Origin of the sequence: Acetobacter sp. DsW_54 (assembly GCF_002153575.1) — a bacterium.
Lineage (GTDB): Bacteria > Pseudomonadota > Alphaproteobacteria > Acetobacterales > Acetobacteraceae > Acetobacter > Acetobacter fabarum.
In genome coordinates this window covers 1-9,555 of the sequence record NZ_JOPD01000047.1, presented here as the reverse complement: position 1 = coordinate 9,555, position 9,555 = coordinate 1, and the positions used below count along the sequence as shown (strand labels likewise).

At 47.8% G+C, this 9,555-nt stretch carries 7 protein-coding genes and 2 pseudogenes; 4 read left to right on the top strand and 5 right to left on the bottom strand.

The annotated features are described in order from the left end of the window. Both HK20_RS12290 and HK20_RS13390 read left to right on the top strand, forming a co-directional pair. Nucleotides 1–279 (top strand): integrase core domain-containing protein (locus HK20_RS12290; protein WP_143296518.1); only part of this gene is annotated, 279 nt, incomplete at its 5' end. A gap of 3 nt (nucleotides 280–282) precedes the next feature. Beyond that, nucleotides 283–588 (top strand): transposase, encoded by a 306-nt coding sequence (locus tag HK20_RS13390; protein WP_198943932.1) that lies wholly within the window; start codon nucleotides 283–285, stop codon nucleotides 586–588. 270 nt (nucleotides 589–858) lie between these two features. Here HK20_RS13390 and HK20_RS12275 read toward each other — a convergent pair whose 3' ends face one another. The 3 genes from HK20_RS12275 to HK20_RS12265 form a co-directional block, all read right to left on the bottom strand. Beyond that, nucleotides 859–2,502 (bottom strand): AlwI family type II restriction endonuclease, encoded by a 1,644-nt coding sequence (locus tag HK20_RS12275; RefSeq protein WP_198943931.1) that lies wholly within the window; start codon nucleotides 2,500–2,502, stop codon nucleotides 859–861. Between the two features lie 66 nt (nucleotides 2,503–2,568). Next, on the bottom strand, nucleotides 2,569–3,015 hold the full coding sequence (locus HK20_RS12270; protein ID WP_086647328.1) for a hypothetical protein: 447 nt from the start codon (nucleotides 3,013–3,015) through the stop codon (nucleotides 2,569–2,571). A gap of 2 nt (nucleotides 3,016–3,017) precedes the next feature. Next, nucleotides 3,018–4,964 (bottom strand): Dam family site-specific DNA-(adenine-N6)-methyltransferase, encoded by a 1,947-nt coding sequence (locus tag HK20_RS12265; RefSeq protein WP_086647327.1) that lies wholly within the window; start codon nucleotides 4,962–4,964, stop codon nucleotides 3,018–3,020. 1,006 nt (nucleotides 4,965–5,970) lie between these two features. Between HK20_RS12265 and HK20_RS12260 the strand changes: the two are divergent. After that, nucleotides 5,971–6,173, top strand: a pseudogene (locus tag HK20_RS12260) (IS701 family transposase); the annotation flags it as partial. Nucleotides 6,174–6,479: 306 nt separating this feature from the next. Here HK20_RS12260 and HK20_RS12255 read toward each other — a convergent pair. After that, nucleotides 6,480–8,186, bottom strand: a complete 1,707-nt coding sequence (locus tag HK20_RS12255; protein WP_198943930.1) for a hypothetical protein — start codon at nucleotides 8,184–8,186, stop codon at nucleotides 6,480–6,482. A gap of 15 nt (nucleotides 8,187–8,201) precedes the next feature. Between HK20_RS12255 and HK20_RS13120 the strand changes: the two genes are divergently transcribed. After that, complete coding sequence (locus HK20_RS13120; RefSeq protein WP_198943929.1) at nucleotides 8,202–8,426, top strand: hypothetical protein; 225 nt, start codon at nucleotides 8,202–8,204, stop codon at nucleotides 8,424–8,426. Nucleotides 8,427–8,769: 343 nt separating this feature from the next. On the opposite strand, the pseudogene HK20_RS12250 reads toward HK20_RS13120, so the two are convergent. Next, nucleotides 8,770–9,504: pseudogene (locus HK20_RS12250) on the bottom strand (tyrosine-type recombinase/integrase); the annotation flags it as partial. Nucleotides 9,505–9,555 lie beyond the last annotated feature (51 nt).

Here is a 9,555-nt window from a genome sequence, read left to right as displayed (position 1 = left end):
ACCGAACGCCTGGCGCTGGCTGACATAGACGCCTCGGTCGGCACGGTTGGTGACAGCTACGACAATGCACTGGCGGAGACCATCAACGGCTTATACAAGGCCGAGGTCATCCATCATCTGGGGCCATGGAAATCCATGGCGCAGGTCGAATGGGAAACCCTCAAATGGGTGGACTGGTATAATAACCGACGCCTGCTGGCGCCAATCGGATACAGGCCGCCCGCCGAAGCCGAACGCACCTTCTATGAAGATCAGAGCAGACTTGATAGCGCTGCCTGATTACTGAACAAAACCCTCTCCGGTAAAACCGGGGCAGTTCAAGACATCTGTGATCGAGGATACGACAGCAATAAGATCAGACAGTCTCTCGCATGCCGGAATATCACCGCCTGTATTCCACCAAAGAAGAACAGGAAATCAAAGCCACCTTACAATTGGCATCTGTATAAAAAGCGCCATCTGATCGAAAACATGTTCACAAAGCCGAAAGACTGGCGACGTGTTGTGACCAGATACGACCGATGCGCTCATACATTCATATCCGCAATCCACATCGCAGCAACCGTCATCTTCTACCTCAAAGAATAAGTCCTGAACCTAGACTATAGTCTATTCGATCCAAAAACTACTTGGCACTTCTCTTCACTGCCGATCAAGTCGTCAATAATCTTGCCGATGATGACGGGCAGTATCTGTCCGACAGGAATAATCGGCAAGATTGATTTCAGCGGAGATAAAACAGGCTGCTCGCTGTTCGTCGGTGTCGGATGGTTTGAACCCTTCAAAGACCACGGATGTGCGGGTGTAGTTTACTGCCTCCTGACGTTTGCGACCTCGGCGTCTGTTCAAGATCTTATTTTATAAAGCCGCAATTTGGTGATTGAAGGTCTTTTGAATCTCATGCTTCCATGCTGGCGCTTCATGCGCTAGCCGCAAGCTTCCGCACAGGTCGAGCAGTTCACGAATCAAACCGACTTCAACTCGACCAGAGGTGAATAGGGCTTCAAAAAAGGCTTTGAACTGTAAGAGAGTTACCGGAATGATGTCCAAACGCATCTTATCATCCGTACGAGTGAACCAAACGCCGATACGGAATGTTTCGGCGGTATTAGAGTCAATGCGATTTGCAATGAATAGTCCATACACAGGTTTGCCGGATTGCACCCCATAGTGAGAAACCAAATCAGCCACATGACGGCGCACAGGTTCACCTTCAGCGGCTTCTTGTCGTGAGTTATCCGTCAATGTGACCTCAACCACTATCACAAAATCGTGAAATTCAAAGATCAAATCAGGGCCATTCCCCGGCGCTGTGCCAACCGGTAAAAAATCTTGGTCAATCTGAAAGCGTCTTGCCTCATACGGCTTGTTTTCTAAGCTGTTTATAGCAAGGAAGGCACGCCATAGAACCCATTCAAAATAGGCGGGCGCTTCAGCCTTTGGCACTTCGATCTCTTCACCATTTGATAGAGTCTTTTTACCCTTTCTGGTAATGATGAGATCCATGTAAGCGGCAATTTCTGTCCACTCCGCCGCTTGTCGTGTTGCGTATTCTTCTTCGTTCCGCTCCGATAAAATCCCTTCGATCTGGTGGCGAATGATTGCTATGTCTGCGGGAGTGTCTGTTGGCTTACCTGTCGCGTCAAATGAGATGCCGCGCTTTTTAAGCTGTTGCAACAAATCATCCAGCACGACCAGTGCTGAAGCCTCGTTGTCAGTCGGTAGCTTTGCACCATTGCACAAGGTGATGAAATAATAGCGGTCAGAGTCGGGAATCCCGGCGTTCTGAATCAGTTCCTCAACAAAAACGTGCTTCTCTGGCACCAGAGAAAGACCACGTCCTTTACTTTGCACCAACCCTGTTGCTTTGAGATAGCGTAGATTGGTATCAGCGTAATCGTTGAATGTGCCCGCCTCGTATCCATACAAATTGGCGGCCTTTTCGCGCTCTTGTCGGTCGAATTTACGTTTGTTGGGGGATGCGAGACGTCGTGCCCGCAACTCTAGCACTTGAGTAACGATGTCGGCCAATGATTTGTCGCTACTGGTGAGTTGCACAACAATCGCCATTTCAACAAAGTTGAGACGACTTTCCCCTGTTTGCTTCTCCAACTCAAGCATAATGGCCAGCGTATGCCGCAGCGGTGAGAATACCGAAAAACAAAACTTCCCTTCCAATACTGAAGGGATGTAATGCGCGGCCAGCGCCCGCAAAAAACATTCCTGCATCGCGGGCACAGTATCAGCACGAATCAGCCGCCAGCCGTTCGGTGTAATCATGTCGATAGGACCGATTTCACTTTGCGGGATACCAGAGGCAGGCGGCACTTCTGGATAAAGGAAACCCAGCTTATTTAGCGCAGAGCGCCATTTACGCCCCAGACTGTAAGTGTCATCGTCGCCAAGCTCAACAATGCCATGCTCGCCCAGCAAACGGCGGAAAGCACGTTCCTGTTCTTTTCCTCGCAAATTGCCTTGCAGTGATGACGTGGACAACGCCACCAGACCATCACGTAACCGGAAAGGGCTGCGGACGGTCGTATTCCCCAAATGCCAAGGCCTCATTATTTAAATAAACCTTGTGACCCGAAGATATTTTTTAAAAGTACTGAATCGCCTCTCCGCTGTATTCTTACTTCCTGGGTAGCGATCAAAAAACCAATCTTCAAGATCTGTTAAGCTTGGTTTTGGATTTGAACTCTCCAAATACTCAATAGCTTGTGAAAAAACCTCCGTTTTGCACATTATGTTAGCAATAAAATTTATCTTCGAACTATCATCTTCTAATGCAATAAAATCTTCACCTTCAACCGTCAAGGTTGACAAGTTATTTTCATTAAATACAAGGCCAAACTTTTCAGCCGCCAATCTATAATAACGCCCCTGTCTGCCATCAGAATCTACACCAATAAACTCCTCTATTTCATCATCTGTTTGAAATCCCCTCGCAACAGCAGACGGAACAAGAATTACCTTATAAATATCATCGGCTTGCAAAAAATCTGAAGTGTCCATTATTAATACCCTACAAAAATATATTCTTTAACGTCGTTTTTATTATCGCCAATTTTGCTACCTTGGTTTCCAATGGAATATTTGTAATCAACTGGCACAACTTCGACGTGGCTTTTATACTTCACCATGATAGCTACCATTTCGTCAAGGGTAGGCTGACTGTTGGACGAATAGGACACCACAAGAACGCTTTCGCGGAACCGCTTAAAAAGCATATCAAAGGCTTCCGCTGCGCCCTTGCGCGACGAAAACGGCGTGGGGTACGACTTGAATTTCTTGGTGATGGTGTGTTCCTGAATTTCCACGCCTTGCCAGTCACGGGCCAAGCCTTCAACAAAGTGATAGCGGCGCACATACTCGTTATCAGACAACGGGGAATAATAGGGTGGATCGATATAAACTAAGTCTGGTTTGCAGTTCTGCAATGTCATTGCATCGCCGTTGCGGGCCTTGTTTTGTCTGCCGTTGTTGAATACGGCGGCATTCACCATATCGACGGCCTCAAGAAATTGATTACGAAACGTCATTAACAAGTCTTTACGTCCGTCGTCATATCGATGACCGACATAGGTAAAAATACCGCGCGGGCGTTTTTTTAGACAAGCACGAATCAAAGCCGACATGGCAATAGCACGCTTATACGGGTTCTTCACGATCTTGATGTTAGCTCGCACCATGTCGATCAGGCAGTTATCGTCATCACTGAAATACAGCCCTTGAAACTTGGTTTCTACAAAATGATCTGTTGACCTATTCGGCTCAAGCAACGCTAATGCCTCGGCTTGTTGCAAGGTGACTTTGTTGTTCTCAATCATCGCCTTGGCAAACGTTGCCGCCATCGCCATATAGTCGTTACTTATCACGGTTTTACCGTGAGACTTAAACATATAGCTTACCACGCCAGACCCCGAAAATAGGTCTAGGGCAGTGTCAAATTTAAACTGAGAAGCAACCGCCCAGATTTCTGGCAGCAATTTATTTTTTGAACCCATATAACGAGTTGACGGGTATTGCATGGCCTGCTGGGGTAACGGAGCGGGAACTAGTCTCAGATTAAAATGCTGCTTTGGTGGAACAGTAACAATCACATCCTCGCCTGTTCGGTCTTTACCGTTGCATGAGATGTACCGTTTTGTTTGCACTACTTCTACGGTGAACTTCCGATACTGCTCATGAACCAAAGGATGGTTTGAGTTTGTCAAAATCACATGACAACCTTGCTCATGTAGACGTTTAACCTCTGAGGCCAACTCAACATGATCCTCTTCGTAAAATTGCTCCTTAGTGTAGCGCTTGAAGTCAGCATATTTAGAAACAGGAAGATAAGGCGGATCAAGAAAAATAAAGTCTCCTGGCCGCGCATTTTCTTGCAAAACTGCCTTATAGTCACCGCAAATTATGGTGGTTTTTCTGAGTAGTACAGAAGCCGCTTTTAGCGCGTCTTCATCTATGATTTTGGGGTTCTTGTACCGTCCAAACGGTACATTGAATTTACCTGATTTATTGACCCGATACAGACCATTGAAACAGGTTCGGTTCAAAAAAATTGTCCGTGCTGCCGCCTCTATATTTGACAACTTGGTAACGTCTAATACACGGGTAGCATAAAATACTTCTTCGGTATTTTCATAAAGGCGTAACTGGGCTATCACACCGTCAACATCATCGGCCACAGAACGGTAAAGATTAACCAACTCCGGGTTGCTGTCAGCAATGATTCCACCCGTTGGCTGCACAGCAAAAAACAATGCACCGCCACCGAAAAAAGGTTCAATAAATCGACCATACTTTTTCGGAATTTTTGGGATTATTTCTCCTAAAAGCTGCGTTTTCCCTCCTGCCCATTTTAATAATGGGCGAGTCATATTTATAATTTGTTCCCCTTTTATTTCCGTTTCTTGTGCAGACACGTCGTCTTTAATTATTTTATTTTTTGCAATGGTATTCATGTTTCCCGCCCATTTTTCCCTAAATTACCATTGATCTACTGAAACTTTTTTTCGTTTTTTCTGTTCTGCACCGTTTTAGCGTCCATATCCATGACCTGCCTTACCCTGCTAATCACACGGATGCCTCGCACGCAGCTACTCATGGGGCTGTCCCGTGGCTAATTCCTTTTTTGATACCTGGCGGACCGATTATTTGCCCCCCCAATCAAGGAGTGGAGTTTTGACATTGAGGGCCACTCGGAGACGATCTTGTTCTGTTGGGTTTTCAGGGAGTTGGCAAGGACTTCCTTCAATAGGTGTAACGGGTCTTCCTAGTTGCTCGTTGGAACGTGTCAGAGACGGACTTTGTTCTTCCACCTCGAGCACCGGCCTCATGGCAGCAACCCTTTGAGAGACTGTCATTGCCGCCTGCTTCGCTCTTTTTCTGGCTCGATAAAGAAGCGTGAAAAAGGTTCTGGGGGTCAGTTCAATCCCAGCTTCTGAGCAAAGCCATTTCCAGACTTGTTCCCGAGATGCCCCCTCAAACAGCTGCCTTTCGATACTCGGTAAGTACTTTCTCACTATTCCAGAAACCCTTCTTGGTTCTCTATTTTGGAAATCTTTCACCGTTCTATCCCTCTCATCCTTCTTGCCAAAATTGATCTGTGTATTTCTATTCTATTATTTTCATTTATTTTGTCTAATGGTTATCTATTTTTTCTTGAGAATATCCAAGCCAAAAACGTTGTCTTTTTGTTGCTTCGCACCATTTCCTCAAAATTTTATGTTGTCTTTTCGTTATCTAAATGTTTATTTTTTGTTGTTTTAATGTTGTTTCTGTAACTTTTCAAGCTTACTCGCTCATGCTCGCTAAAAAAACGCTGTTTTCTGAATAAAATAGGTGTTGGAAAAGTCTTTTTTCCGCTCTGTTCTGACGGATTTTGCTCCTTAGCACTACAGTTGCATTTTGTGTTGAATTCTGAATCTATGGGTAACTATGATTCAGGATATGATGAGTGGCGGTGCGTCTGTTGAAGGGACGCGCTGGAGGATCGAAGAAGGTTAGAGACGGCCAAAAACGAATTTGGTCTTGATCATAACGAGACCCGCTCCTGGCATGGTTGGCATCGGCATGTCTCTCTGGTCATGTTGGCCTATGCCATCATGGCAAGCGTCCGGTATCAGGCAAACTCACGGAAACCGAAAAAAATACAGCGCAGAACACGATAATCCTTGTCCGATGGTCCATACAGGAAATCAGGTGCCTCGTCGTAAAGTTTGCACAACGCAGACTGCCCGTCGCCTACATCCTCAGATGGTCCGCTTTTCGACGCACACATCAGGCCAACCTATCCGCGCTCACTCACGACACAAAATGCAACTGTATGCTAGTTGAACTTAAACCATTGATGACCAAATCGCTCCGAGACAAGGAAGACTGCATGTAGAGAACACCCGGTCGGCAACACGATCAAGGCTCGGACGTTTGCAGCCAATCCGAAAAAATGCCCGTCATATGATTGATCTTTACGGTAATTAATTATCGTAGACGGGGTGGCATGTGCCTGTCGTTGAGAAGGTATGTGTGAAGTAACTCTCTCCGCTGATCCCGGCTCTATCGAAGAAGGCTTGGTTGCGACCGCGCGCATCTGCTAGGAGAGCATCCCAGCCGACCAATTCTATCGAACCGCGAAAGCCATCCCGGGGCTGGTAGACACGACCCCGGCCATCCGCGGTCCTTTGCCAGCTATAGGTCCATTCATCGAGTTTACCGACGATATCGGCAACAATAAAGCAGTAGAACACGGTGCGGTCATCGAGTTTAATTGGCCGCCCTTTGACATCGGACATGCTCCCGGTCTGGAGACGGCGGACATAGCGCTCGACCTGAAGTTGGGGATTTTCGTCATCGGCGTAGGACGTGCGTCCCGGCCGTTTGAATTCGACGAGAAGCTCCTTGGAAGGCTCCTCGACTTGCCGCAGTCCGTGGACATAGTCGAAGATAAGGACATCAGGCCGCTCATTGCTGTCAATCGCTTCAGAAAGCTTGTTGAACTCTTCGTCTGAGCTAAAATATTGGGCGAAGGTCAGCCGCTCGTCGACGATCCAGAGATCGTGTGACGTAGCTGGTTCGACTTTCCTGCGTTCATCAGTAAGTGTGTTGATGCCTAGCGGGCAAATAAAAGAGTGTAAGACGTCCTCTCTCTGATAGGCACTGTCACGGTTATCATCCCGAACTTTTTGTAAAAAAATTTCAATAAAATCGAGCACTACCTTGCGACGGATGATGTATTCGGCAAGGCTGCGCTGCTCCGCGTCTTCGATTGCCTTACTAGCATCAGCAATGGCAGTGCTAAAGGTTTCCACGGTGGCCTCGCCGTCTTTCAGGCGGGTCAGTACCGATCGGATTTTCTCAGCCTGCCGCTGATCGCGCCGAAATCGCTCGCGAGATAAATGGCCGTATATGGCATCGCTGCTCAACTCACCGGATGGTAGCTTTGCTTGCAACTCGTTGGTGTCGCCGAAGGCGGCAGACGGATAGCTTTGCGTGATTTGGCCGATGATCTTGCGTTGCTCACCACTCAGCCGAGCCAGTGGCTCGGCGAGGAATGCTTCGATCATGTCGGTGCAAACATCGTTGATAATTCGCTCAAGAACGACGTCCTCAAACATAAAAGCTGTGCGTTCTTGATTGACGTTGCTGTCGAGATATTCACCCGTCAAGATGGCGTGAAAAACCTTGTCGCCGTTAGGACCAAAATATTTGAGGCCCAGCTTACCATCGATGCACTGGGAATGCACTGTGCGATCATGCGCTATGAAATGAACGAAATGAGAACCCTTCAGGTCAGAGCTTGCGACCTTGTCGCACTCCATAAGAGTGAGATAAAGGTTGCCATAAGCCGGCGTATTCAACTCAATGGGCATTTCTTTGCGATAAACGATTTTGTCGATATCGGCCGGGTAGTGCTGGGTCTCATCACCAATATGGACGTCGATTATTGGACAATGATTTCCTATGAAAGTTGGTAGGAAGTGCGACGTGATGTGTTGGAAGATAAAACTATCTCGTCCAGGGAACTTGGCCCGATAGCCGTTATCTCGTAATCCGCTGAACCGGACATGAAACGAAGTGTCGGAAGTTGGTGGAACAGCCTCACTCTGATAATCGGTTATCTGATCATCATTGGCGAGACGGAACGTGAACTTGCGGCAAGAAAGCTTCTCGCCATCGCGATACACTGTTGCGATCTGTATATGCTCAAAGCAGTCAGGCTAAAGAAGGCGGCCAACGCCTTTGCCGCCAATACTGAGTTTGTTGTCGGTATCAGTCGTGGTAAAGGCGTCCCAACTGCACGTATCGAGACCCAGTCCATTGTCCTCGACGGTCGCCCAGACCCCCTCTTTTTTTCAGTTGGTCGAAATTGTGACCACAACGCGACCTTGCTTTTGGATAGTGTCACGGAAGCGCGTTTGCATTGAGTGAATTGCGTTACTTACAGCTTCAAACAATGGCTGCAGAGCGGCAGTCGGCTTGGGCAGACGATCAATTCGCTTGATAAGGTTTGGGCGCAGCGAGGTCATGCAGCGATCTTATCTTTTGCAAGAGAAATTGCCAATCCGTACATTTATCACAGTATAGCTGCATGCTGCCCGAAATCACATTGATGGTCGCTTTCAAGCTTCAATCAATGTGGCTCGTATATCTGGGATGTAGGCGTAAGCTGACCTTGGCCGCGAAGGGGCAGAGTGTTTATTTCCTTTATAAATTCTGCAACGAACCATTTATTACGCCTAAGCTGCACTGAGCCGATATCTGTCATTTTCAACGTACCAAAAGTGCTGCGGAGATTTTCTCGGATACAAGATTGGTTGAGAGCCTCACGTTCTCCCGCTTCAGGTGAGCGTAACGAGTTGTCGTCTTGATATCGCTGTGTCCCAGCATACGACCGATCATCGTCAGATCGGCTCCCATTTCCAGTGCGTCAGAAGCGAAGGAATGGCGCAGATCATGAATCCTGACGTCATCCAGACCCGCGGCTTTGCGAATGCGGCACCAGGGTTTTTCCAGGTCAGTCAAATAGCCACCTTTTTTCCGTCCGGTAATGACGTAAGGATTGTCCTCCAACCGGGGGATGGATTTGATTACGTTCACGGCCGCTTGTCCGATCTGGACGATTTTGGTCCCGGTTTGACTGTCAGGCAGCCTCAATTCAGATTGGTCGAAGAAGACGTGGCTCCATTGCAGAGCCTGGATTTCGCGTAGTCGGCAACCTGTCAGGATAAGCAGACGGAACGCCCAGACGGCCTCTGGCATATCCTCTGCTTCATTGAGTGTGGCGCCGAGGCGCGCATATTCTTCTGGGGTTAGATAACGCTCGCGCTTCTCTTCCTTATAGCGCTGAACGCCGCGGCACGGGTTGAGACCGTCAGCCCGAATACCCCAGAGGTCTGCCAAGCTGAACATTTTGGACAGCACGCCGAGTGTGCGATTGGCCTGATAAGGGATATGTCGTAGAGCCCCGTGAAATTCGGAGACGTCCGCACGCGATATATCTGAACTGCCCCGGTTTTACCGGAGAGGGTTTTGTTCAGTAATCAGGCAGCGATA